The following is a 24,081-nucleotide window of genomic DNA, read 5'->3' as shown; positions in this document are numbered from 1 at the left end:
AATGCCCGCGGTCCGACCATGAAACGCTCGCACGACCTGCATACGTCCAAACCCGATACGCAAGGATGCCTTGACGCCCGCCGGAACCGATCCGGCGGGCGCATCCGTTGTCGGGTGAAACGGCGTACGCGGCACGTGGCGTTTACATATCGAAAGGAGTGATTCTGATGATGCGCACGTACAGACGTTGGGCGGCATCGCTGCTCGTAGCCGCGCTGCTGTTCGCCCAATGGGCGGGTCTCGTTCCGTTTATTCCCATCGAGGTCGCACAAGCTTACGACCCGAGCGGGAATGTATTGGCCGGCGATTTTGACAGCGCATTCACGAACGGCGTCAACCCGTTCGTCGCGAACTCCAACGCAACCGGCGGAGTGACGCAGATGGTGTATACGCCGGGCAGCGGCTATGCGGTCGAGTTCCGCGATACATCCGCGTTCGGTCCGGGCGGCGCCGCCAACAGCGGCAGCTCGTTCTGTGCCCCGATCGGCGCGCAGAGCCGTCTCGTCAAGCGGATCAACGCCGTCTACGATTTGCCGGTCGGCAGCGATCCGGCGGTGTTCGTCTACGAATTCCAGACGCTACGCACAGCGGCCAGCAGCGCTCCGGTGCCGTCGGGCATACAGGCGGTCATCGAATTCGTCGGGCATGACAACGGGGTAACGGTTCCTCGATACCCGACCGGGCAGCCGAGCATTTTCCGCGCGAATGCGTATTTCGGCCAGCAGCCGGGCAATAACACGACGTTCGGAACGATTAACGACGCTGACGTTCCCGCCCTGAAATTCGCCATCATTCCGAACGGCGGGGCGAAGCACATTACGAGTCTGCGTCTATGTTTTGCAGTGCGGGTCGAGCCCGAAGGGACGCCTGAAGCGTTTGCCGTGAAAAATCTGGCCGTGTACGAAGTGCCGTATGTGTCCGGCCCGAACTCGCCTATCCGCGGCCTGGTCGCTCATTGGAACTTCGAGCAGGTAACCGACGGCAAGGTGGCGGATATGTCCGGAAATGGCCATACAGCGACCGTCACGAACGCCCAGCTAACGCCGAACGGACGGGTCGGCAGCGGGCTGGAATTCAACGGTACCAACGCGTACGTCAACGCCGGCCCGGCCTCCGATTATCAGCTCACCGATGCGCTTTCCGTGGCAATGTGGATTCGGCCCGATGAGCAGACCGTCACAGGACGACACCGATTTATATCCTGGACCGACGGGTTCCGTATAACCGGCAACGGCTTCGAGCTAGGCTTCGAGTCAGGCGGAACCCGGTTGATGTACACCTTTAAAAACGAAACGACCCATGAGGCGATCAGCAGCTATTTCGCCCAGACGACGCGTTGGGGGAAATGGATGCATCTGGCCGCGACGTGGGAGCTAAGCTCAAAAACGATTTCCCTGTATACGGACGGCAAGCTAGCGGGCAAGGCGACGTTTAACGGACCGCTGCCGGTGCCGACCAGCAATGTGCTAATCGGACGCGGAGAAGAGGCTTTCTTCCACAAAGGGACGATCGATGAAATCAAGCTGTACAATAAAGCGCTTACGGAGGCTGAGATTCAGGCGATTTACAACGATCTGCCGCCGATTCCAGTCAGCGGCATTGCGGCGAGCGCGAGCCGGATCGAGCTGGCTGTCGGCTCCTCGAGCATGCTCAATTATACGATAGCGCCCCAGAACGCCAAAGATTTGACCGTCTCCTGGTCCAACTCGAATCCGGGAATCGTCTCGATCGACGAATACGGCAAGGTGAGCGGCGTCCGCGAAGGGAGCACCGTCATTACATTGACGACGCGGGACGGAGCCCATACCGCGCAGACCGAGGTGCAGGTGGTCGTCCGCCATCCGACTGGCGTCACGCTGAACAAACCCGCGCTGTCGCTCGCCGAATGGAAAACGGAACGGCTGTCCGCCACGGTGCTGCCTGCGGATACGACCGACAAAACCGTAGAATGGAGCTCCAGCGATCCGAGCGTGGCGAAGGTCGACGAGAAGGGCATCGTCCGCGGCGTTCGCGCCGGCCAAGCGGTCGTCACCGTCAGGACTCGCGACGGCGGATTGACGGTTGCGGCCACGGTGACTGTCACGAAGACGGCGATAGCCAGCTTCGCGCTGAACAAGTCGGCGATGACACTGGCGCCTGGCAAGGCGGAGACGCTAATCCCAAGCGTGCTGCCGGCGAATGCCACGCACAAGGACCGTATCCGCTGGAGCACGAGCGACGCCTCCGTAGCCGAGATCGATCAGACGGGAGTCGTTGTGGCAAAAAGCAGCGGTCAGGCTGTCGTCACGGCGAGGGCCGAGGACGGCGGGCTGGCGGCTTCCGCGACTGTCACGGTCCCGGCGGCAGGGGCCGGCATTTGGAGCCGCGTGTTCGTGCTGCGGGATTACATGGATTTGTACGATTTTCCCGAGGAGCTTCTGAGCTATCCGCTCGTCTTCCCGGCGAATACGGTGAAGAAGAACGGCTTGAAGCTGACCGCCGATGACGGTACGCCCGTCGAATATGAGCTTGCCGACGCACCCGAGAATGCCCAAGGGTATTTGTCCGGAGCGACGCTTCGCTTCCGTACGGCTCTGGCGAAAAAAGGCATCCGCGGCTTCATGCTGGACTACGATCCGGCCTACGACGCGTCCGCCTCGACACAACGAATCGCCTTGACGGACAATCACGACGGGACGGCTACGCTGGCGGCGAACGGCCAGCAGATCAAAGTGCCGTACGGCACTGTCTCGTACGGCGCAGGCGCCGATATCGGCCAGGCGAAAGCGCCGATCGTCGCGATCGCGCGCGACGGGGCGAACTGGACCGGGGCTGGCGCGCTGACCGCGACTACGGCCATTCAGGTGCTGTCGGTTACCGGACGCGTTGTAGAGCGGGGAGCGCTGTCGTTGAAGTACGAGGTCAGCTATTTGTTTACCGGCGGCAAGAGCTACAAGGTGGCGCTGACCGTGCAGCACAACGAGCAGCACGTCACGGTTGACGAGACGATCGAAGGGTTCACGAGCAACGACAAAGTCTATTTCAAATTTTCAATGATGAACGGGCTCGATCCGGATGGACGTCTTGTCGTCAGCAACGGCGGGTACACGCCGGCTTATTCCGGCAAGTTTAACGACAAGCTGACTGCGACCGGCAAGCTGCCTTACGAGCTTGGTCTTTATTGGGTGAACAACTACGGCGTAATGCGCTCGACCGTGTTTTGGAAAGACGACGGCGCAAATGCCTTGATGTTCAGCCTGTACCGCAACGAAGACTGGAAAACCGCACGGCGTTACTATTACAACTCTGCCGGGGAGCACAACCTGAACTTCTACAGCTATGGCGGAGACAAGTACATGATCACGAAGCTGGAAGGCAGCGAGCGGCACTGGGCGCTTGGCTTGATCGACCGGGCGGACGTGGTCGTAAAAGGCTCGACGGCTGCTTACAAGGGCCAGTCTTGGCTGGCCAATTCCTCCTTCAACGGCTATACGTACAGCAGCTTATGGGGAGCCGGCCCCGAGGTGCGGCTGTTCCAGAAGCTGACCGAATTCAGCTTGAACAAAATGAAGGACCGCGTGCTCGATTGGGAGGAGCAGCCGAATATCCGGATCGATCTGCCCGGAAACGAGACGACGATGTCAGCCAACGAAACCGTCACGTTCAAGGACTGGAACGACTATAACCGCAAATACAAATTCGATCTTTACGTCGAACGGTATTTGGACGGCTCGTATTCGCAGCGCAACGACCGCAATGCCTTGCTTCAGTATGCGAACAGCCGATGGAGCTGGACGCCGGCCCAGCGGCAGCAGGCGAGAGCGCTAGTGGCCTTTAATGCTTACTTGTCCGCCGGGGATATCAACTTCCCGCACAAGTCGATGCTGGCCGGTCACGCCAACTTCATCATCGATGGCAAGCAGGCTGTCGCCATTACGGCGGGCATGTTCCCCGAGCATCCGGATGCGGCTGATTGGAAGCGGGAGTTTATGGCGTTTTACCAAGAGTGGGTGAGCTACTTCACAAGGCCTTCCAATCCGTCCACCCATGCGAGCGGGGGACGCTGGTACGAGAATTCGTCCACGTACAGCCTGGCCTCACTTCGCCCGGCGATGTCGGCCTATGAGGGGATGAAGCAGTACGACGGTACGGATCTATTCGACAATCCGAAGTTCCGCGACTGGATGTACTGGAACATCGCCATGCTCGTGCCGACGGAGGGCGGCATCCGCCAGCTGCCGCCGCAGGGCGCTCACGCGACGGATAAGGATTTGCCGGGAGGGGAATTCGACAATCTGTTCCCGGATCTGGCGAAGGCTCTTCAGCAAAGCGCCAATCCGGCAAACGTGCGGCTCGGCGACAATTTGCTCTGGAGTATCACCAAAGGAACGCAGGGCGTGAAGCCCGAATTGGGCTCCATGCTGTTCCAGGACTACGGAGCGATCATGCGCTACGACTTCGGCGGCCCGCACGAAGCGTACGTCAACGTGCAGCAACTTGTCGGCCCCGGCTACCGCTGGCATGCGGCGGCCAACGGCACGGTGTTGTATGCGGCCAAGGGCAAGCGGCAAAGCTGGAACGATTCGGAGGCGAGCGGAGACGGGCTGAACGTCAAGCTGCTGCCGGCTTTCGTCCCGGACGGCAAGTCCGAGTCGCTCGGCGAGCATGCGCTTGACGGCGTTTTGTACGACTTCGATTTCGCCCAATATTTCCGGGCTGAGGGAAGAGGCGCGCCTTATTTGGCCCGCGGGGTCATGATGCTGCGCGACGATTATATCGCCATTTATGACGACATGGCGGGCAATGCTTCCGGGTCGTTTTATTGGAACAACTCCGGCTATCGGTATACGGGCGAAAATCCGGATATTCATGCCGTCAAAGGAGGGGCGGGGGACCAGCTGCATATTGTCGCGCCTCAACCGGTTACCGTCACGTCAGCCGCATATGGCGCGATCGTGAACGGCAGCGAGTACGTGTATGCCGCCGGAAGCGATGGGGCGGCGCTGGACGTGATTGCCGGATCGGCCGTCTTCCAGGGTCGGACCGGATATGCCGGGCCTCAGGGCATCGCCTTGTTCGACGGAACGAAGGTCGGACTGTCCGGCTTTACGCTGGAACGGTCGGGCGGAGAGTTCGGTATCAGCGCGAGCGCCGCCGACCCGTCGGCGATTACGGGCCGCATTGCTGGCAAGAGCGGCGGTCTGGTAACGATTACGCCTCCGGCGGGCTTTTCGGCGGAGCAGGCGGAAGTGACGGTGGAAGGAGCCGTCGTTCCTTCGGTCGTAACGAACGGCACGATTACGTTCCAGGTCGCGGTCAGTCAAAGCGAAGGGACGAAACGGTACACGATCCGTCCAGGGACGCCGCCGCTGTGGGCCGACGGCTTCGAAAGCGGCAATGCCGACCGCTGGACGCCTACAGGAGGGACGTGGACAGTCACCTCGGACGTCTATGGCCGCGTATACCGCCAATCGTCTCCCGATGGTGGTTCGACCGTTGCCGGCAATACCGGATGGAGCGATTATTCCGTCCGGGCGGACGTCATTCCGACCGGCATCGCCTCCGGCAGTCGGATCGATCTGATCGGCCGGTACAAGGACGGCAACAACTTCTATTATTTGCAGCTTAGCGAGCCTGAGGGCCGACTGAAGCTGTATAAAAAAGCGGCCGGCTCCATAGCGCTGCTCCAGTCCGTGCTGCTCGCACCGCAGCCCGATCGCTGTTACATGCTGCAGCTGACCTTCGCAGGGACATCGCTGTCCGGGTTCGTGAACGGGGTTCGGCTGATCCAGACGACGGACGGTTCGCTAGCGGGGGGCAAAATCGGCCTGAGAACATCGTCCTCGGCGGACTTCGATAACGTGGTAGTGAGCGAGTAATGAGCGTAAGCCCCCGTCTCCGCGAAGAAGCGGGGACGGGGGCTTATTGACATCCGCCAAAGACTGCCGCAGCGGTCACGTTTCTTTAAAGTAAATGCTGTCCCGGATGCGCACTTGGCAGCTGATTTCGTGCTTCAGCTTCGGATACCATTCCGTTTTCCAGTTCTTGAGCTGATCCTCTGTCAGCATCGGCCGGAAAATTTGCCCGGTGCTTAGCGTGTCCGATTTTAATTTGTGCAGTTTGAGCACAATTTCCGCGGCTCGCATCTCGATCAGTTGCTTGATTTTACGGGCTATTTCCTCGTTGCTTTCGTCTTCCTTGCTCTCGGTCACGACGATATCGAGCGCAATGCTGCTTTTCAACCGGGGACCGGCAGCCGTCCAGCTTTTTTCATGCCTCACCTTCGCCTTTTTAATCAGAACGCTCGTATCCTGGGCGACTTCAATCGTGCCCCCCGTATATTTCTCCTGGAATACATTGAGAATCATCGTTTCGTCCGGAGAGACCATACCGATCATCTTATCGCCTTGCATGATCGCCGAGCCTTTGAAGATGAACAGCGTGTCCGTTCCCGCCTCGATTAAAGGAGCGGGCATGTCTTCGGTATAAGAATGAATGCTCCGGTAAGCCTCCCACAGACGGTCAATCGTTACGCTTGGCGTCCAGCCCGATTCCTCGCTAAAATAATCGTACGACGATACTTCCGGCGTCGGCTTCACTTGATGATACAGCGTCTTCTCGAATTTTCCCTGTACGATGCCGACCATGCCTTTAATGGAAATATCGTCGGCCCGGATCGCGAAATCGACGACATCTCCGATCCCTTTTTTGGCGAGCCGTTCGCTAATCAGGAATAACCGCAGGTGCAGAAGATCGATGCTTTTCTCCGCCTTTGTCCGGATCTGATCAATCGCCTTGCTGATCGACTTCGCCTCGTCCTCCAATATTTGCGTCCCGCCCCTGACGGTCGGAATCTGTAAAATAACCCGGTACGCTTCTTTCTCTCCCTCGTCAACGCCCATGACCACAGGCAGGTAACGCTTATTAATATCTTTCACATCCCAACAGCCGCTCAAGGTCAAGAGAGGGATGCACCAAAGAGCAAGCAGAAGGCGTTTCCAAGAGGCGGGATTCATACGGACGCCCTCCTTTTCCGTATTCCCGATGCATAGGTTGCGAGCGGGATGACCAGGATGCTGTACAGCAATAAATACGTGCTCCAGGAGTAGTACCGGTTCAGCACCTGCAGATTTGGAATTTGAAAAAAAAGCACATAGGCGGCTATGCCTACGGCGAGGGCAATCCACTTCTCCTTAGCAGGAATGAACAGCTTCTTCGTCAACGCAATTGTCATCCACAGCAATAGGGATACTTCCAGGGTGCCGAGTGCGCTGGAGGCGACAACAAAAAAAGCGGGCAGCCAGTCGAAAACGATCCATTCCAGGTCGACCGTATCCGAGGCCATCACGGTGGGGAACTGTAAAAGCAGTGCCGTCTCCTGACCAAAAATCAATAGCGGGGTGTAGACGAACGACAAATAAAACGCCGCCAAAATGAGCATAGCCGGCCATACAACCCGCCATTGCAACGGCTTACCGGGCGGAAGCAAGCCGAGAAACAAAAAGCCGGAGGAGGACAACAGACTGACATAGAAGGAGGGGCTTTTTACAAAATGAAGCTGAGGGTCCCAAATCGGAAACATGTTCCGATAATCGAAGTTGGCGTAGCTGATAAACAACGAAAACAGGACGAACGGAACAAAAACGAACAGCAGCGCCACGCTCAACCGGGCGATTACCTTGATCCCTTTGACGGCCGCATACAGGGAAATCGCCAAATAAAGAAGAGCCGGCGCCCATAACGGAGTTTGGGGAAGCAGTACGATATTGATCTGCGTAATCTGGTACCGGAACAGCAGCAAGATATGAATAAACAGAAACAGAATGAGGGGAGCAAGTATCAGCCGCGTTCCCCAGACTCCGAACGTTTCGCCTAGGATGTCGGCGATCGTCTTGCCGGGAAAGGCCGACAAGCCGCGCAAATAGATGGCGACCAGCCCCGCTTCCAGCAAGCAGCCGACGGCAATCGCTTCCCAGTGCCCTCTGGACGTGGCCTCCAAAATTTTTACTGCGAAATTGGAGGACATCGCGGCTAGGTGGATTTGCACGAATAACACGAAAACCAGCCGTCTACTCATCTTCTGGCATTCCTTTCGCGCTGAGTCTTAGATAAGGGACGGAGAACGTTCTCAGGTCGGCAAAATAAATGCAAAGCCCGATGATGGCGGCCTCAAGGCCATATATGCCGAAGACAGCGCTGACGATCAGCACAACGTACCGATAAATACGAATGCCGATCGTATTGAGGTACCCGGTCATCGTATAGTTGGCGATCGTTGACGCGGCCAATATGATGATGAGCAGGTTGCTGACCAGCTTCGCCTGCACGATCGCCTGCCCCAGAATAATGCCGCCGATCATCGTGATCGTCGGGCCGACGCTCTTCGGCAGCCGGATGGTCGCTTCGATGACCATTTCCAGCAGGAGAAGCATGATCAGAACCTCGACCAGCGACGGATATGGGACGCCTTCACGGCTTTTCGATACCGAAATCGCCAATTGAATCCGCAGCAGTTCGGGATTGACGGAATTTAGAACCACGTACAAGCCGGGCATGACAATCGCGAATAAAATTCCGGCAAGCCGGATATAGCAAAAGAACAACGCATACAGGCGAGGGTAGTTGCTGTCCGATTTGATGGACCACAAATCTTTCACGAGCGCCGGGAAGATGAGCGCGAACGGATGCTGGTCGAGGAAAAGAACTACTTTGCCGTCCAGTAGATTTTGCACCGCATTCTCCGGGGTTTCCGTGGACAAATAAGTAGGAACGAGGACGTACTTGGGCTGCTCCAGTACGCCGAGCAAATCCGTCAAGCTGTATACGTCGTTGCCTTTGTTGCGGTGCAGCCGCTCCTTGATCTGCCGGACGACTTTGCGGTTGGCCTTCCCTTCAACGTATAGCAAAGCGAGTCTTCTCAGCGAATTTGTGCCCAAATAATCGGTTTCGACCGTCAAATCTTTCATCTTTAAATGCTTGCGCAGCAGCCCGATGTTTTTGTTCAGATCCTCGGTAAAGGCGCCGAACGAAGACTGAAGCGGATTTTCGTTTTGCGGCGACGTGACGGAGCGGCTGTTCTGAAGCTGGCCGGGATCGAGAATGACAGGCTTGCCGGAACATTCGCGGCATACGACCAGTTTCCCTTGAAGCATGGCGTCGACAAGCAGCTCGGCGGGCTGGTTCGCGTCATGCTCGAAAGGAAGCAGTACCCGACCAAGGGCAGTACCGTCCTCTTCCGGACCGGCCGCCATCTGGTGCAGCGTCGCAAGCAGCGGAGGCAGCTCGACCAACGTTTGGATATAGTACACCTTGACGTTATCGTTAAACAGATTTACCGTTCTTGCGATAAAATCGGAGTTATGCTTGAAGGCGAGCAGCAAAGCTTCTTCCCAATCCCGATTGTCCATGCGAGTCATCTGATCACCCCATGGAATAGATTGAGTTGATTTCCATTTTTTTATACAGAGGCCCGGTCATTTTCACATTCCGGGGGAAGGCGGGGAAGGCGGATTTGCGCTTTCGTGCGGATGGGGTCAGACCGATTTGCGATATAGATTGGGAGCGATCCCGACGTATTTTTTGAATATGCGCGAGAAATAAAAGACGTCGTTATACCCGAGCGACGAAGCGATTTCCTTTAACGTAAGCTCGGTGTTCAGCAAGATGTTTTTCGCTTCGGCGATCTTCAGCCGATGTACGTATTCGTTCAGCGGATAGCCGGTCAGCTTGCTGACGTTGCGCTTCAGCGTGGACAAAGAAATGTGGTGTCGGTCGCACAGCTCCTGAGCGTCGAAGGAGAGATAAAGCGATTCGGCGATATCGTTCAATAGATGAATGCCTGCTTCCTTGCGGGCGTTTCCGGACGCCGGCTCGGCCATCATGAATTCGAACAGCAGCGATTCCAGCAGCAGCGCGGCCCGGTCCACCTGACTCGGAAGACCGCTTTCCATCAGCGTGAAAATACGCGCGATTTTGCTCATTTGGGCTTCGCTGCCCGTTACTTGCCGGACGGCTCCCGGCTGGATGAACCAAGTATCGAGCCATTCCTGAATCCGCGGACCTTGGATGGTGAAGAAATATTCGTCCCAATAGCCTCCCGGATCGGGACCGAAGCAGAATGAGGCGTTCGGATACACGAGAAACAGACTGTCCGGGGTAACCGGCAGCTTGTCGCCGTCGTTCACGCGGTACGTCCCTGATCCGGCCGTAATATAGCAGACGGCCCACTTGCTGCCGAACCGCGCCTTCTCCCGGTAAATCGTTCTGCCCGGCATATGCCCTACATCCAAAATCGTCAGCGATTTGACGTTCAGTTTGCTTTTGTCTACTTTAAGGTCGACAACCCGGATCGGCTTCGTGCCGATACTATAGTCCATGAAAGTGGGCATAGCGTACATTCCTTCCTAGAAAACCTCATGATAGGATAAGTATAAAGTTCCTTGCGGATTTTGCCCATACACCAAATGGAGAATCACGCCATAATACAAGAACTACGTTCTTTATAAGGGAACTTGAAACGAGATGAAAAGCGAGGTGAATCCGTCCTGAACAGAAGCTTTGATTAAGCGGTTACTTTCGCGGTTCATACAGCCGCAGCCGATTGCTTGTGAATTTGTATCCGTTTTCAGATCATACAGATGGGGGAATAACGATGCCAGCAAAACAAATAAGAGCGCTTGGCGGCGTACTGCTGACGGTAGCTTTGGGGACGACGGGATGCGCGGGGAAAGAGGCGGCGCCTGTGGAGCCGTCCAAAGCGGCGGCACCGGCAAAGCAGGAACCGGTCACGCTGAAATTTTATACGAAGACGCCGATTGACGATTTTGAGAAATACATCAACCAGTTCGTCAAGAAAAAATTTCCGCATGTAACGCTCCAGGTGGTGGAGAACAAGAAAGGCAGCGAGATTCAGGATCTGATCGCCGCCAACGACGTGCCGGACATTATATGGGAAGGGCTTACGAACATGGGGGCGGCGCTCGCGGAATACGACGTGCCGATGGATATGACCGCGTTAGCCAAAAAGTACGGCTTCGATCTGAACCAGTACGACGCCAAGCTGGTGGACAATATCAAGTCGTATTCCTCGAAAGGGGAAATCTTGTATTTGCCGTACAACGTACTCGTCTTCGGGCTCCATTACAACAAAGACATTTTCGATAAATTCGGCGTCGCTTACCCGAAAGACAATATGACGTGGGAGGACGTAAACGAGCTGGGGAAGAAGCTGACCCGCCAGGAGGGCGAGCAGCAATATATCGGCCTGCGGCCGCCGCTCGGCGTCAATCGGATGCAAAGCCAGCTGAGTCTGTCGTACGTGGATGCCGGCGGACAGAAGGCCGCACTCGCCACAGACGGCTGGAAAAAGCTGTTCGAGACGTTCAAAGCGACGAACGATTTCCCCAATCCGCCGGTCGTCAAATCGTTTTTCGACGCCCGCGACGAGTTTCTGAAGAAGCGTACGGTCGCCATGCTTCCGGACATTTTGCAGCTGCAAAACTCGGATATGGCAGGGCTGGAGAAGGAAGGGCTCCGTTGGGATTTCGCCACATACCCGACCTTTAAAGACAAGCCCAACGTAGGCGTAGGGGTATTCTCCGACGGCTTCGTCCTGCCGAAAGGAAGCAAGCATGCCGATCAAGCTTTCCAGGTTATCGCATACTTGAGCAGCGACCCGGAAGTGCAGTCGGAGGCGACGCGCAACGGGCGGATTACTGCGCTTAAGGACGCCAAGGTGCTGGAGCATGCGTTCGAGAACAATCCGGCCGCCAAGGGCAAAAACATCAAGGCCGTGCTCTCGCAAAAATACCCCGATCCGACCGTGTCTTCTCCTTATAACGGAGCAGGCTCGGGCATTATCAACGCGAAGCTTGTGGACTACGTGAACGGCAAAGCCGACGTCAACACGCTGCTCAAGCAAGCGGAAGAAGAGTTTAACAAAAAAATCGCCGAATTGAAATCGAAGTAAGCGCAGTCATCTGAACCTGGGAGTCCTGATGATGTCCAAAATTAAATGGTCGATAGGCGGCGCCCTGCTTGCGCTTGCGCTGGCGACGTCCGGCTGCGGCGGCAAGGAGGCGGCTTCGCCGGAAGCGGCCGGACAGCCCGAACCGGCGAAGCAGGAGGAGCCGGTCACGCTGAAATTTTACACCCAGACGGCGATGACCGCCGACGATTTCGAGCAATATGTCAACCGGTTCGTCAAAAGAAATTTCCGCATGTAACGCTGCAGATGGTCGAGAACAAGAAGGGCAGCGAGATCCAGAACCTGATCGCCGCCAACGACACGCCGGACATCATCTGGGAAGGGCTCACGAACATGGGAGGCACGCTCGCCGAATACGACGTGCCGCTGGATATGACGGCGCTGGCCAAGAAATACGGCTTCGATCTGAACCAATACGACGCCAAGCTGGCGGACAGCATCCGATCGGTTTCCCCGAAGGGCGAGCTGCTGTATTTGCCTTATAACGTCCTTGTCTTCGCACTGCACATCGCCGAGTTGAAGTCCAAATAAAAACGATCCGTTTGCGAGGAGGAATGACAGATGACCGAGCGCAAGGAGCCAGGCGAGACATTAACCCGCAGAAAGCTGTTAGCGACGATGGGGGCCGCCGGAGCGGCCGCCGTCCTGTACGGAACTGTGGCGGGAGCCGTTAATGGAAGAGAGCTTTCGGTGGAGCAATCCGTGTACGGCAATCCGGGCGGGAGCGGCCTCCCGCTGCGGGCTCGCGGCGCATTCCGGCCGCAGGTGCTTATCGCGCAGGAATGGGACATCCTGGAGCATACCGCCGCCGACGGCATCAAGACCGGCTATCGCTGGGCGGGTCAGCGCCCGCATACGACCGCGGCGGATAACCCCGCCGCAGACGGGGGGATCGGCAATACAGCATGGGTCCCGGTGTACCAGGTCGGCTTGGCCGGCGCGCTGGAGCAGATTAGCGGGGTTTCGCTGGTTGGAGGAGCCCGGCCGGTCTGGCGGGTGACCGATTCAGCTCTATGGCCATCCGATCCGACCGCGGCCCTCCGGTCGGTGCTGGAGGCGGCTGCCGTTTCCGGCGGGACCGTCCTGCTTCCGGCCGGCGTGCATTCCTTCACGGCATCGGGCGGCAATTTGGACCTGCCTCCAAATGTAACCGTTTGCGGGGAAGGGGTCGGGGTGACGAACTTGCAGTGGAACGGCAATGGCTACTTGTTCCGTTACTGGAGAAATGCGACGGTCTGGAGCGGTGCGGTCGGTACGAGTCACGCGATCGCGGACTTGTCCATTAATGGAGGAGGCAATGCGAATGCTAGCGGCGTGGAAATATCCGACACGTACGGATTCAAGCTGCGCAACGTCAGCATGTACGGCTTCACGGCCGGGGACGGCCTGGTGCTGCACAACCGCAACTTCTGGGTCGAGGGCACGACGCTGGAGAACGTCTCCATCAGCAATTGCAAACGTCAAATCGTCTTCAAGCGGCAGCCGGGAACGGCGAATATGCCCTCGTACGGCTATACGACGTTCCGCAACGTGTCGCTCAATGTCCGCGACGGACAGATCGGCATATTGGTGGGCGACGATGCGTACAATGAGGCAAAGCATGAAGTATACAACGCGATACTGGAAGTGAACATCTGGAACTCCGGCAATTCGCGCGGCATCGCTTTCGGCAAAAACGGCACGATTTCCGATTCATGGGGCAACTTCCGCTGCGAGACGCCGCCGGAAGGACAGATGTATACGGGCACGTTCGTCCATGTCCAGTATCCGGAAACGTCGGGGTTTTCCAACTTCGACGGACCGATCCGTACTTCGCACCTGAGCGGAGCGGAAAATTGGACGAATACGTGGCGCGACCTGCGCTATTTAAAGCTGAGGGACATCGGCGAGCCGAAGCCGGGCGTACAAAGCAGCGCGCAGTGGTTCCGGGTGTGCCGCATCGGAGGCGACCGGTCGCTGTTCAGCGGGCGGGTCCGGATGGTCACCGATTACGGCAAAGCCTCGTATCGGTCGGCATCCGCGGAATTCGCCTTCGGCACGCGCGGCAAGGAAGCGGGAGGCATCAAGCCTGTCTTTACGGTGGACGGCGACGGGTTTAACGGCACGTCGGACGTATATGCCAAATTCGTGCTCTGCGCCGACGCGCAAGGGCAGCACTGGCTGTATTTTCGCCGTCCGCGGTATACGAACTACTGCATATTCGAATACACGTACGATTTATACCCGCAAGGGACGTTCGAATACTGGGACAAGGTCGATTCCCCGGAGACGAATGCCGCATTGACGAAAGTGTGGGATTCGCTGTCTTCGCCCTCTCAGGCATCGTATATCGGAGACGAGCTGGTGTTTACGGGACAGAGGGCAATCGCTACGGTAAACGGGGGCAGCACGAATTATCAGGTCGCCCACCAACTGGGCGTTGTCCCGGAATGGTACACGGCGACGGCGCTGTCGGCGGACGCCAATGCGGTCGGCATCTCGTCCGTTACGGCCGATGCGAGCAATATCACGATCGCCTTCAAGGCAGCGACGCCGGCCGGTACCGGAAATATTAAGATTGCCGTCGAATGGGGCCGCAAGCAGTTCAACAACCGGTTCCGGCCCGCGTGAAGCGCTCTCGGGTGCGGGAGCCGCGCTCCGATCGGCTTCGCATCATCTACGAGGAAGGCCCTGCGATTACAGGGTCTTCTTTCTTTTATCGTTGCAAGACACGTATAGCAGGAGGTGCTCCGATGCGGTGGAAGGTGCCGGCTGGCCGGTCTTGGCGCAATAATGCCCTGTTTTATAAAATATGGCTTTGCTTTTTGTCCCTCCTTATCCTCAACACGTTCTTCGATACGTTTTCCTGGTTCGGGGAACGGTCCAAATCGTTCAGGCTCGGGAAGCTGGAGACGGACCGACTGTTCGATAGTATGCAGTCTGGCGGGCTGTGAAGGGAACGCGATGCTTGACGCCGCGGAGCAAGGGAAAGCATTTTCAAGGGGGTGTCCACTAAGTCCCCGAAATAAAAAGGTTGGGCGAGAAAATGTAAGATTTTCCGTCCAGCCTTTTTGTGTACCTACTTTCCGAAGAAGGGAGGAAAACAAAGGCCGGCTGGGGTGGGGGGCACATTGAACTTGAAAGAGACGACGCTTCGCGCTGACCTTAATATACACACATATTGCGCAGTACATCTATGGATGCGCTTTCCTACCTACACTATAATAACCAATATCGGCCCGATGAAGGGAATGCAGGCTGCTTTGCGCGCGCATGTTCAGCCTGGATCACTTTGTTTCTACAAAATATTCGCTTTTTTGAATTGCGCTGGCGTTACATTCATCTTCTGCTTGAAAAAACGGAAGAAATGCGAATGATCGAAGAAACCGAGTGCCTCGGCGATTTGTTTGATGCTCATATCCGAATGAAGGAGCAGGAAACGAGCTTTGTTGATTTTCAATTGGTTGTACAATCCCATGACACTGCAACCGAACTCCCGGTTAGCGATTCTTTTCACTGTCGACGGGCTGACGGATAATCTGTTCGCCAGTTCATCTATGCTCAAGGCTTCGGACAAGTGCATATTCATCAGTACCAGCATTTGTGAACGAAGGCTTGTTTGGCTGTCGAGCATTCGCAGGCAGTTGAGCAGTACAGAGTCGAGAATCCCGGCCGTCTGCAGCCTGGCAAGCAGCGTAAGCTGGCTGCTATGCTCCTGCAGCTCGGAAATGGTGGATAGCATATCGGACAGATCGACTACGACGAACTGCTCGACCTGCTTCTTCATCAGGGAGATGATTCCTCGCTGGTCGGGCATTTCACTCAGGTCAATGCCGATTTGCTGGTAACCGCTTTCAGACAAGAGTGCATGCGGATGACCGGGCGGAATGATGCAAATCTGTCCTCTCCGCAACCGATGTTCTATCCCGTCATGCTCAACGTGGAGGACGCCTTTGGTCACCCAAATGATCTGAAACATCGGGTGGTGATGCTCAGCCAGTTGGTAACCTTTATCCCGCGAAAGCATATGGACGAGATGGTAAGGTTCAGGCAACATATAGTTTTCGAAGAAGGAAGCAGACAATAGCAGCACCTCCCGCGTTCTTTCACTTTGCAATTAATGTAACGGAGGCCGTCGAGGTTGTCAATGATTCAAGCCAAATGAGGAGGTCAACTCAATGAAGGTTGGATCGAGAAAGCTATGGAAGTCCGGACTGTTGTCCGCCGCTATTGGAGGACTGCTCGCGGGTTGCAGCGGAGTCGCTTTGAACAAAGGAGGCAGCGGCACTTCGAATCGAGAAGGCGAGGGCATGCCGGCCCCGATCTCGAATGAGCCGGTCACGATCAAGATCGGCGCGACGGTTAGTGCCGCCCTGAATAATGAGGTCATGTTTCAGGAAACGGTCGTAGAACCGGTCAGGCGCAAGTATCCGCATATTTCGATCGAGTACATTCCGATGGGTGGCAACAATCCAGTCAAATCAATCGACGATTGGATTTCCAGCGGCAACATCCCGGACATTATCTTGCACGCCAACGGCTCGATGGGCGAATTGTTCACCTATGATCTGATGACCGATATTACCCCACTGGTCAAGCAGACGGGCGCCGACCTGAACCGCTTCGACAAGGCGGTATTGGATTCGGTGCGAGTCGCCTCCGACGCCGGGTGGCTGGTCGGCATTCCGTTCTCGCAAAATTTCAATGCGCTTTACTACAATAAAGACATTTTCGACAAATTCGCTGTCGGTTACCCGTCAGACGGAATGACATGGGATCAGGTCATCGAGTTGTCCAAACGTCTGGCCCGAAACGAGAACGGGGTGCAGTATAGCGGGCTTCATCCGGAATGGGCACTTCGGCCCGCCTACCCGCTCGCCCTCACGATCGTCGATGCCAAGACGGGAAAATCCCAACTCATGAACGCCCAGTGGAAGCAGGTTGCCGAACTGCTTCAGCGGATAGCGGCCGTTCCGGGCAATTGGGACGGCAAAACGAACCGAGTTGATTTCTGGGGCAAGAAGACGATCGCGATGCTGGCTACAACCAATGTGTTCACCTCCATCGAACCGGAAGCCCGAAAAGGATTTACTTATTGGGACGTAGCCCAATATCCGAGCTATACGAACCAGCCGGGCATAAGCGGCATGGTGGACGCTTGGGTGATGATTGTCGCAAAAACAAGCAAGCACAAGGAGCAAGCGATGCAAGTTATCAATGCCGTCACCTCCGACGAAGCGCAACTGCTGGCGTCAGCGAAGTACGCGCAGTTGTCGACGCTTGCCAATCCAGCCATGAAGCAGCAGTTCGGTTCGCAATTGGATAGTCTGAACATGAAGGAGAAAAACCTGGCAGGCATATTCAAGGGGCGCATCGTCGGCGCACCCAAATTTTCGCCCTATGAACGACAAGTACGATCGCCGTTTGAGGGTAACATGATGAAGGTGTTCAGTGGAGAAATGGACGTAAACTCCGCGTTGCGGGATGCGGACGAGAGAACCAACAAGCTGCTGGAGGAACGGAACCAATAACTGTAGCGGCAAGAGAAAAATATTAGGTTTCATCAAGGAGAACGAGACTGATGAAGAAGCAATTTGCAACCTGCGAGTATGTGTATTACGACGGGCATAAACGCCCGGGCGGCTCGACTGATTTCAGTGGCCCGGACAGCGTGCTGGATACGGAGCAGCGAGTTGCTTTTCTGGCAAGTTATGCGAAGCAGGCGCAGGCCTGGTTTGACGATGACGACCTTGCGAAGCCGGTCGTGCCCCGGCAAGAGCTGCAGGACGCTGTAAACCGTTTGAAGCCTCGGCCGACAACGGCGATCCGAAAACAAACCGAGCTGACCGAACTGGCGTATACAACGGCCGGAGGCGAGCGTCCAGGCTGGAAGCTGTACGGCACCGGCGCGTCCATGGAGGAGGGACATCTCGTCCTGAGCGACGAAGAGATTGCCCCTGTATGCTGTGCGAAATATGTGCTCGCAGAAGCTGCGCAAGTGACAGACGTTTCGTTGGAGATGTGGATCGACCCGGCTTTTCAATCCGCTGTCAGCAGTCATCATTACTACAGCAGCATCGGCAGAAGCTTCGAGCTGCGCTTCGATACGCTGCATGCGGTCAAAATCAAGTGGCTGGCAACCGGTCACAGGAAAGCATACGGCAGCAGCATGTGGCATCCGCGAATGGAGGATGCGGGAACGTATTCCTTTGGCGAGTGGATGCCGGTTCGCATTCAACTGGATTGGCAGCAGCAGGCCTATACGGTCCAATTCGGCGATCATGACACATCGGAACCGATTCCGTTTCCGTGTGCTTGCGATCAGTTGAACAATATCTTTTTCGACGGCGGGATGCATCCAGGTGCACCATGGCGTATACGCGGCTTGCGTTTCTATCGGTCTGGCCTGAAGAACGGTGTTCCGTACGAGGAGGTAGATATGGAACGACCTGTTGATACGATCGATCTCGACTGGACACAGCGGGGTTATGACGACTCCGCTTGGAGCCGGACCTATCTTCCGTGTGCGGTAGGCGGATTTCGGGAACGAGACAAACCGTTGCTGCTGCGCAAGACTTTTTCTGTCGAAGCGAACAAACGTGTCATACTGGTGATCGATTCGCTGGATCCGCACGGAGATGTATGGGTCAATGGGACTCTTGTACGGGAACAAAAGCATTTCCTGCAGGCGCGTATCGATATTACTGCCTATGTGACCTCGGATGGAGCCAATACGCTCGCGATCCAGGTTTACCCGCGAGCCCCGGAGGTTTACTACCCGTGGCATAGAAATACCGACGTGTATCACGGCTGGTTTGCGGGACGGATGCGCATCGAGCAGACCGGCTCAAGTGTCATTAGCGAACCGGTCGTACGCACCCGCAGCGTGGGCGGGGAGAGGATGGCGGAGATCGAGATTGAGGCACAAGTTGCGCATGAGGGAGCGAATCCATTTTGCGGAAAAATGCGGGTGAAGGCGCGCAGATGGTATCCGACCGAGGGTGCATGGGAAGAGCTGCTCGAACAGCCGATCGTTGTCGAGGCGGGGGAGCAGACAAAGCTGGTCGGCAGATTTCGGATGGAGGCTGACTATTGGGATGTCGATCACCCGGTGTTGTATCAGTTCAGCTTGCAATTGCTTGACCCTGTAGGTACGCCAGTCGACGACGAGACGGTCGTCACGGGGATTCGTACGATTGATCAGCAGGGCGGCTCTGTCCGGTTGAACGGCAAGCCGATTATGCTGAACGGGGCGCTTTTGATGCAGTTTCTTCCGCCCTTCGATGACATTCCGGTCAATCATGTATGTCCAAGCACGGAGCAGATTGCATGGCAAATGATGATGATCCGACGAATGAACGGCAATACCGCCCGGCTGCATATGCTTGGCTACGGCACGAACGACCCGAGGTATGGGGAAATATGCGATCAGTTGGGCGTTATGCTCATCTGGACGACGCGGATGATCGATACGTTGGAGACCTGTGTATACGAAGAGGGCTGGGGGCCCAAAGAAGCGTACAGGAGTCAGATTCGGCAGGTAATCAACCATCCGTCGATTGTCATGTGGGAAGGCTCCAATGAATTTCACGGCAACCTGGCGGAAATTGACCGGATGTACGACGCCTATGTCGAGCTGTTCGCAGATCTCGATCCGACACGGCTGCTCAGCCCGTGCTCCCATCTCTACTACGGCGGCGGCTTGTACGGTGACCGGCACCAGTATTACAACGATGACGGCACGATGGATCAGGATGGCAGTCCGGCACACGCCTCCCACGGCTGGACGTCGCCACATGTCGTACGCAGCTGTCATCCGTATGTCATGCTGAACGGATACGGGCAGACGTGGGATCAACTGCGCAAGCAGGACTGGCGATGGCAGGAAGAACTGCTGAAGAGCAAGAAACATGCGTACCTGCTGACGGAATTTGCCGTTACGGGGGACCCGAATTGGCAGCTGCAGGAGAACGAGCCGTGGCATCATGTCCCGTCCTATGAGAAACCGTACGACAAGGGCAGCATCGGCCGGCCGCTCACGTTTGCGGAATGGAAGGAATCGCAGGCATTCCAATGTCTCGGCGCGTTCCATGCGGTGAAGCGGGCAAGGCTGGCGGGAGCCGATGGCTTGGTGTGGTGCTGCTTGTCCGAAGGGGCGAACGACGTGACGTATAAGAAGCCGCCGATCGATTTTTACGGTCATGCGAAGCTGGGCTTTTACGGACTGCGGATGGGATTTCAAGACATATTGGCATGCAACGGCAACACCGATGTGGTGCTGGGCGCTGATGACCAGATTCATCCGGTTATCCTGAACGCCAAAGGAGCGGCGAGCATTCATGTCGATGTGTCCATTCTGAGTGAAGATAGACGGGTGATCCAACAGGTGGCGTATCGGGATGTGGAACTGCAGGGCGGGCTCGAGCAGGTTGCATTGTCACCGTTCTTGCCCGAGCTGTCGGAGTCTGGCTATTACACGATCCGGTTCGACGTTACGACCGAAGCGTAGACTTGCGGGGCAGAGCCTGGTGCACGTTCCGGTGAAACTGATCGGGCGTGCATCCGAATTCCCGATTCAACAGGAGACTGAAACTCGACAGAAACTTGTAGCCGACTTCCTATCACCTATCGGACACGGTTAACCGTAATCACAAATGTATCAGGATATTCAAGAGGAGGGAGTGACAAGATGGGGAAGCCAGCACTTCGAAAACGGGAACTTGTGCCGTCCGTAAGGCTGTCTGATGAAGAAGGCCAGACTTTTTTCGGCTATTACGACAACCCGGCATTCAGCGGAAACGACCGACGCCATCTCGTTCATCGGGTGCCTTTCTGCGACCGGATGCAGCGGGCGGGCGACTCAGCCGAGCTTGGCTTCATCGAGATTGACAGCGGGCGGTATACCCGATTTGCAGAAACGACGGCCTGGAATTTTCAACAAGGCTCGATGCTGCAATGGAATCCTTCAGCTCCAGACGACGAAGTGATTTACAATACCGTGCGGGATGGCTGCAATTGCAGCGTCGTACAGAACGTGCATACGCAAGCGATACGGTATTTGGCCAGGCCTGTAGCCAATGTCGATCCCACCGGAAGATATGGGCTCAGCATCAATTTTGGCAGAATGTTCGATTTCCGCCCAGGGTACGGTTACGCCGATATCGCCGATCCGTTCCGCTCGGAGCTGCACCCGTCAGAAGATGGCATTTTCCGTGTCGATCTGCGGACTGGGGATGCCCAGCCAATCGTCAGTCTGGAAGAAATTTGGTCGTTCATCAAGCCGGTGTTTCAAGCGGTGGAAGCCAAATTGACAATTAATCATATTACGTTCAATACGATCGGCACACGCTTTCTGTTCTTGGCCAGATGGGTGCCGCCCCACAGCGGGAAACATCTGACCGCGCTTATGACGGCGAACGCGGACGGGAGCGGGCTTCGCTGTCTGTCTCTGTATACGCTGCAATCCCACTACCACTGGCGGGACGAGAGTCGCTTTGTCATTTTCGGAGGAGGCCCGCGCGGCGAGCAGCTTTATCTTTATGAGGATGCGCCCGGGATGAAAGGAGAACCGGAGGTTGTCGACGCGGCTTCTTTTTCAAGCGACGGCCATTGCAGCTACTCGCCGGATCGCAGGTGGATGCTGTACGACAGCTATCCGGATCAGGACAATATGAGGCATCTGTACGTATACGATTTGATACGCAAACAGAGGGTGACGCTCGGTTCGTACTACACGCCTCCGCACATCGCGGGAGATTTCCGCTGCGACCTGCATCCGCGCTGGAATCGCGCTGGTACTGCGATCAGCTTCGATTCCGCACACGAAGGACAACGGCACGTCTATATGATCGATTTGCGGGAACTGCAGCGATTGGAAGGCAAATAAACCTATGGGAGAGGGGATTCGGGTGCTCAGGAAGACAGTCACTTCTCTTTTGTATAGTGTGATTTCACCCAAGATCAACAATCATGGCGCCTTTCAACCGGCCGATCGAATTTTATTGGCCAAAGGTGCGGAATGGAATCATCAGACGATCCTGCGAGTGAACGCCCAGAACAGCAGGGCTGCGCCGCTAACCGCCGCGCCCAGGAGGCATACTCCGTTCCAGCCGGCGTAAGCGTACATGCGGGTAGAGGCGATGGAACCGAGTGCGCTGCCGGCGGAATAGAAGATCATGTAGCCGGCGGTCAGCCGGCTCCGCGCCTCGGGACGCGCGGCGAAAATCATGGTTTGGCTCGTCACGTGTACGGCTTGCACCGCCAAGTCGAGCAGGACGATGCCGACAATCAGCGCGGCCAGCGAGTGGTTCATGTAACCGATCGGCAGCCAGGATGCCAGCAGCAGCGTCAGCGCAATGCCGGTCGTTCTCTGCCCGAGCCCGCGGTCGGCAAGCCGGCCGGCGCGGGCCGCCGCCAGTGCTCCTGCGGCGCCGGCCAGTCCGAACGCCCCGATCGCGGTATGCGAAAGCGACAGCGGAGGGGCGCTTAAAGGCAGCACAAGCGAAGTCCACAAGATGCTGAACGCTGTGAAAATAAGCAGAGCGAGGATAGCCCGGACGCGCAGCACGCGCTCCTGAACGAACAAGGCGGGCACCGATCGAAGCAGCCGGACATAGCCGATTCGCTCGTGCGGCAGCTCCCTTCGCGGCAGCACGCGGAACAGCACGACGGCCATCGCGAGCATAAGCGCGGCGGAGACGAGATAGACGGAGCGCCAGCCTCCCAGATCGGTCATTGTGCCGGCGAACGTTCGCGCCAGCAGGATGCCGGTGACGACTCCGCTCGTCGCCAGGCCGACGGCTCGACCGCGCTCCGCCGGAGCAGCCAGGCTGGCCGCGTAGGCGACGAGCGTCTGGGTCGTGACGGCGAACAGGCCGACGGCGGCTACGCCCGCGAGCAGGAGCATACCGTTCGGAGCGAAGCCGACCGCCAACAAGGCCGCGGAGGACAGCGCCATCTGGACGGCGATCAGCCTGCGACGGTTGAACACATCGCCCAGCGGCACGAGCAGCAGCAGCCCAAGCGCATAGCAGATTTGCGTAACGGTGACGACGATGCCGATCGACGAGGAGGCAATGCCGAATTCGCGCGCCAGATCGTCCAACAGCGGCTGCGCGAAGTAAACGCTCGCGACCGCGAGCCCGCAGGCGACGGCGAGCAGCAGCGGCACGTAACGGGGTAGGGGAGAGGACTCGGCATGTTCAGAGGCCGCATGTGCTGCTTGTTCCCGCTCTGCCGTCAGTCTGCTCCGCCCTTGTCGTGGCATCGGGGTATCTTTTCTCTGGCTGGTCTTCATACGGACAAACCTCCTTGTTTAAAGTACCGATCGGTACAAAATAATTTCCCGTTAACTATACATCGCAATTTCGCAGGCTGTCAACGTCAAAATTCACGAAGCATCGTTTGGAGGCAAGTTAAAAAGGCTGTTCTACAGTAGAATGACTACTGCGGAACAGCCTTATTTCACTCCAGAAATCCCGAACCATCAAAGGCATACTCAAGCTTACTTTTTTTTCTGAGGAGAACGGATCAAAGAAAACTGTTTGGCGAGAAAAGCCGGGGTATACGGCATATCCTTCCTCAGCCAACTGACGATCGTTCCAATCAAAGCGGAAGATCCGTACCAAATGGCAATGTCCTTCTGCACGCCGGTCGTACCGACGGAGGATTCGCTTCCCAGCTTATCTACTCTCGCCGTAATGACTTCCGTCAGCAATTTCAACATCCGTTCCGTAAAAATCGGCGTTCGTCTCGACGCAAGAATAACTTTATAAAACTTCGCATGTTCCGCGATGTGTTCGAGCAAATTAACCATCATCGGCCAATCTTCATCTGTTGTGGCAGTCGGGTCCCGCAGCTCCTCGCTCAGAATCCGTTTGAGGTCCTCGTTCATCTCGTCCGCCATTTTCTCCATCATATCCGGAATGTCCTTGTAATGAAGGTAAAACGTAACGCGATTGATGGTCGCGCGCTCTGCAATGCGGTTTACCGAGATTTTCTCAATCTCCATTTCCTCAAGCAGCTCTACAAAGGCATCTTTCAACAATTGACGCGTGCGGAGGATCCGTGGATCAGTGCGGGACGTTCGATTCTCCATGTATCGTTCCCTCTCCTTAAGGATGCAATAGCGACAGATT

16 protein-coding genes are annotated in these 24,081 nt (G+C 56.5%); 9 read left to right on the top strand and 7 right to left on the bottom strand.

Annotated features, from left to right (window positions below; genetic code table 11):
- The first annotated feature begins 167 nt into the window (after nt 1-167).
- Nucleotides 168-5,858 carry an Ig-like domain-containing protein gene (locus tag ABD796_RS18995; protein ID WP_344910503.1) on the top strand — a complete coding sequence of 1,897 codons (5,691 nt, stop codon included), beginning with the start codon at nt 168-170 and terminating at the stop codon, nt 5,856-5,858.
- Nucleotides 5,859-5,933: 75 nt separating this feature from the next.
- Here ABD796_RS18995 and ABD796_RS18990 read toward each other — a convergent pair whose 3' ends face one another.
- From ABD796_RS18990 to ABD796_RS18975, 4 genes are all read right to left on the bottom strand, one after another.
- Nucleotides 5,934-6,995: a Ger(x)C family spore germination protein gene (locus ABD796_RS18990; protein WP_344910501.1), complete on the bottom strand. Its 1,062-nt coding sequence runs from the start codon at nt 6,993-6,995 to the stop codon at nt 5,934-5,936.
- Nucleotides 6,992-8,056, bottom strand: a complete 1,065-nt coding sequence (locus ABD796_RS18985; protein WP_344910499.1) for a GerAB/ArcD/ProY family transporter — start codon at nt 8,054-8,056, stop codon at nt 6,992-6,994. Before ABD796_RS18985 ends, ABD796_RS18990 begins: the two co-directional genes overlap by 4 nt.
- Nucleotides 8,049-9,395, bottom strand: coding sequence for a spore germination protein (locus ABD796_RS18980; protein WP_344910497.1), 1,347 nt, complete (start codon nt 9,393-9,395; stop codon nt 8,049-8,051). Before ABD796_RS18980 ends, ABD796_RS18985 begins: the two co-directional genes overlap by 8 nt.
- A gap of 117 nt (nt 9,396-9,512) precedes the next feature.
- Entirely contained in the window at nt 9,513-10,367 is an 855-nt protein-coding gene (locus ABD796_RS18975; protein ID WP_344910495.1) for a helix-turn-helix domain-containing protein, read from the bottom strand.
- 263 nt (nt 10,368-10,630) lie between these two features.
- On the opposite strand from ABD796_RS18975, the gene ABD796_RS18970 reads away from it, so the two are divergent.
- The 5 genes from ABD796_RS18970 (at nt 10,631) to ABD796_RS18950 (ending at nt 14,898) form a co-directional block, all read left to right on the top strand.
- Nucleotides 10,631-11,947: an ABC transporter substrate-binding protein gene (locus ABD796_RS18970; protein WP_344910493.1), complete on the top strand. Its 1,317-nt coding sequence runs from the start codon at nt 10,631-10,633 to the stop codon at nt 11,945-11,947.
- A 31-nt stretch (nt 11,948-11,978) separates the two neighbouring features.
- Nucleotides 11,979-12,203: a hypothetical protein gene (locus ABD796_RS18965; RefSeq protein ID WP_344910491.1), complete on the top strand. Its 225-nt coding sequence runs from the start codon at nt 11,979-11,981 to the stop codon at nt 12,201-12,203.
- A gap of 8 nt (nt 12,204-12,211) precedes the next feature.
- On the top strand, nt 12,212-12,496 hold the full coding sequence (locus tag ABD796_RS18960) for a hypothetical protein (RefSeq protein ID WP_344910489.1): 285 nt from the start codon (nt 12,212-12,214) through the stop codon (nt 12,494-12,496).
- Nucleotides 12,497-12,526: 30 nt separating this feature from the next.
- Nucleotides 12,527-14,575 (top strand): hypothetical protein, encoded by a 2,049-nt coding sequence (locus ABD796_RS18955; RefSeq protein ID WP_344910486.1) that lies wholly within the window; start codon nt 12,527-12,529, stop codon nt 14,573-14,575.
- A 122-nt stretch (nt 14,576-14,697) separates the two neighbouring features.
- On the top strand, nt 14,698-14,898 hold the full coding sequence (locus tag ABD796_RS18950; protein WP_344910484.1) for a hypothetical protein: 201 nt from the start codon (nt 14,698-14,700) through the stop codon (nt 14,896-14,898).
- 344 nt (nt 14,899-15,242) lie between these two features.
- Here the strand turns inward: ABD796_RS18950 and ABD796_RS18945 are convergent, their stop codons facing one another.
- The gene (locus ABD796_RS18945) at nt 15,243-16,028 is read right to left on the bottom strand and encodes a helix-turn-helix transcriptional regulator (RefSeq protein WP_344910482.1); all 786 of its coding nucleotides are present in this window, start codon (nt 16,026-16,028) and stop codon (nt 15,243-15,245) included.
- A gap of 94 nt (nt 16,029-16,122) precedes the next feature.
- Here ABD796_RS18945 and ABD796_RS18940 point away from each other — a divergent pair, with 94 nt between their 5' ends.
- The 3 genes from ABD796_RS18940 to ABD796_RS18930 all read left to right on the top strand — a co-directional run bounded on the left by ABD796_RS18940 (nt 16,123) and on the right by ABD796_RS18930 (nt 21,830).
- A complete protein-coding gene (locus ABD796_RS18940) occupies nt 16,123-17,475 on the top strand; it encodes an ABC transporter substrate-binding protein (protein WP_344910480.1) in 1,353 nt (450 codons plus the stop codon).
- 50 nt (nt 17,476-17,525) lie between these two features.
- Nucleotides 17,526-20,453 (top strand): glycosyl hydrolase 2 galactose-binding domain-containing protein, encoded by a 2,928-nt coding sequence (locus ABD796_RS18935; protein WP_344910479.1) that lies wholly within the window; start codon nt 17,526-17,528, stop codon nt 20,451-20,453.
- 180 nt (nt 20,454-20,633) lie between these two features.
- Nucleotides 20,634-21,830, top strand: coding sequence for a TolB-like translocation protein (locus ABD796_RS18930; protein WP_344910477.1), 1,197 nt, complete (start codon nt 20,634-20,636; stop codon nt 21,828-21,830).
- A 141-nt stretch (nt 21,831-21,971) separates the two neighbouring features.
- Here the strand turns inward: ABD796_RS18930 and ABD796_RS18925 are convergent, their stop codons facing one another.
- Together ABD796_RS18925 and ABD796_RS18920 are read right to left on the bottom strand one after the other, a co-directional pair.
- Nucleotides 21,972-23,240, bottom strand: coding sequence for an MFS transporter (locus ABD796_RS18925; protein WP_379120697.1), 1,269 nt, complete (start codon nt 23,238-23,240; stop codon nt 21,972-21,974).
- A 207-nt stretch (nt 23,241-23,447) separates the two neighbouring features.
- On the bottom strand, nt 23,448-24,041 hold the full coding sequence (locus tag ABD796_RS18920; RefSeq protein WP_344910475.1) for a TetR/AcrR family transcriptional regulator: 594 nt from the start codon (nt 24,039-24,041) through the stop codon (nt 23,448-23,450).
- Nucleotides 24,042-24,081 lie beyond the last annotated feature (40 nt).

Origin of the sequence: Paenibacillus hodogayensis, assembly GCF_039536325.1 — a bacterium.
GTDB classification, from domain to species: domain Bacteria; phylum Bacillota; class Bacilli; order Paenibacillales; family NBRC-103111; genus Paenibacillus_AB; species Paenibacillus_AB hodogayensis.
This window is presented reverse-complemented; position numbering and strand designations above follow the sequence as displayed.

Coding starts and splice junctions, on each gene's coding strand:
- ABD796_RS18990 (WP_344910501.1), bottom strand. CDS start 6,995: ATGAATCCCGCCTCTTGGAAACGCCTTCTGCTTGCTCTTTGGTGCATC.
- ABD796_RS18935 (WP_344910479.1), top strand. CDS start 17,526: ATGAAGAAGCAATTTGCAACCTGCGAGTATGTGTATTACGACGGGCAT.
- ABD796_RS18985 (WP_344910499.1), bottom strand. CDS start 8,056: ATGAGTAGACGGCTGGTTTTCGTGTTATTCGTGCAAATCCACCTAGCC.
- ABD796_RS18930 (WP_344910477.1), top strand. CDS start 20,634: ATGGGGAAGCCAGCACTTCGAAAACGGGAACTTGTGCCGTCCGTAAGG.
- ABD796_RS18950 (WP_344910484.1), top strand. CDS start 14,698: ATGCGGTGGAAGGTGCCGGCTGGCCGGTCTTGGCGCAATAATGCCCTG.
- ABD796_RS18970 (WP_344910493.1), top strand. CDS start 10,631: ATGCCAGCAAAACAAATAAGAGCGCTTGGCGGCGTACTGCTGACGGTA.
- ABD796_RS18965 (WP_344910491.1), top strand. CDS start 11,979: ATGTCCAAAATTAAATGGTCGATAGGCGGCGCCCTGCTTGCGCTTGCG.
- ABD796_RS18925 (WP_379120697.1), bottom strand. CDS start 23,240: ATGAAGACCAGCCAGAGAAAAGATACCCCGATGCCACGACAAGGGCGG.
- ABD796_RS18995 (WP_344910503.1), top strand. CDS start 168: ATGATGCGCACGTACAGACGTTGGGCGGCATCGCTGCTCGTAGCCGCG.
- ABD796_RS18920 (WP_344910475.1), bottom strand. CDS start 24,041: ATGGAGAATCGAACGTCCCGCACTGATCCACGGATCCTCCGCACGCGT.
- ABD796_RS18955 (WP_344910486.1), top strand. CDS start 12,527: ATGACCGAGCGCAAGGAGCCAGGCGAGACATTAACCCGCAGAAAGCTG.
- ABD796_RS18960 (WP_344910489.1), top strand. CDS start 12,212: ATGGTCGAGAACAAGAAGGGCAGCGAGATCCAGAACCTGATCGCCGCC.
- ABD796_RS18940 (WP_344910480.1), top strand. CDS start 16,123: ATGAAGGTTGGATCGAGAAAGCTATGGAAGTCCGGACTGTTGTCCGCC.
- ABD796_RS18980 (WP_344910497.1), bottom strand. CDS start 9,395: ATGACTCGCATGGACAATCGGGATTGGGAAGAAGCTTTGCTGCTCGCC.
- ABD796_RS18975 (WP_344910495.1), bottom strand. CDS start 10,367: ATGCCCACTTTCATGGACTATAGTATCGGCACGAAGCCGATCCGGGTT.